This window comes from Vibrio sp. 378 (assembly GCF_033339435.1).
The window spans coordinates 1-623 of record NZ_JAWOUO010000735.1; the positions used below are offsets into that span (position 1 = coordinate 1).

Annotated in this window: 2 protein-coding genes; both read right to left on the bottom strand. The window is 43.2% G+C overall.

Annotation, left to right across the window (positions count from 1 at the left end; translation table 11 throughout):
• The coding region (locus R7Q48_RS28565; RefSeq protein WP_318133703.1) for an ATP-binding cassette domain-containing protein at window positions 1–463 on the bottom strand (463 nt) is incomplete at its 3' end.
• The coding region (locus tag R7Q48_RS28570) for a glutaredoxin family protein (protein WP_318133705.1) at window positions 441–623 on the bottom strand (183 nt) is incomplete at its 5' end. The genes R7Q48_RS28570 and R7Q48_RS28565, both read right to left, overlap by 23 nt.

A 623-nucleotide genomic window follows, 5' to 3' on the forward strand; every position in this document is an offset into this window, starting at 1 on the left:
GAAGTAATGTGTCTGGACTTAACTTTAGGGCACTGAGTACGTTTTTAACTCGGTCATCAAAACGCCACGCATTTGAATGATCCAATTGTTCTTGAGTTTTTGCTAAGCGGTTGATGTTCTTTTCGCTTGGGTCTTGCGCAACAAGATCAAGAAGATCATGGTAGATCTTAAGCTGTTCGCCAATTTCCGCTAAGCCACCAGAGACATACTCATAAACAGTACCTTCTTGGTTGCGCGGTGGATCTTGCTCCAAACGAGAAACAACAACATCTTGTGTTATTTGAATTTTGCCGTCGTCCAGTAAGATGTCGCCAGCAAGTACTTTCATCAACGTTGACTTACCGGCACCGTTTCTCCCTACTAAACAAACACGCTCATTTTCCTGCAAAGCAAACTCTGCGCGGTCTAATAGCGGATGATCACCGAAAGCAAGTTGCGCGTTATGAATGGTAAGTAATGCCATTATTTTCCAACCAATTTTTGAGTTCATCTAAATCGAACGGCCAGTTCAACTCAGAAGCTTGATATTTTAATACGGGAATCGTTACGCCGTAACGAGAAAACAGTTCATCATCGAATGCGATATCGATAATATCTGTTTGTTCCGCCAGGCCGACCTGGCT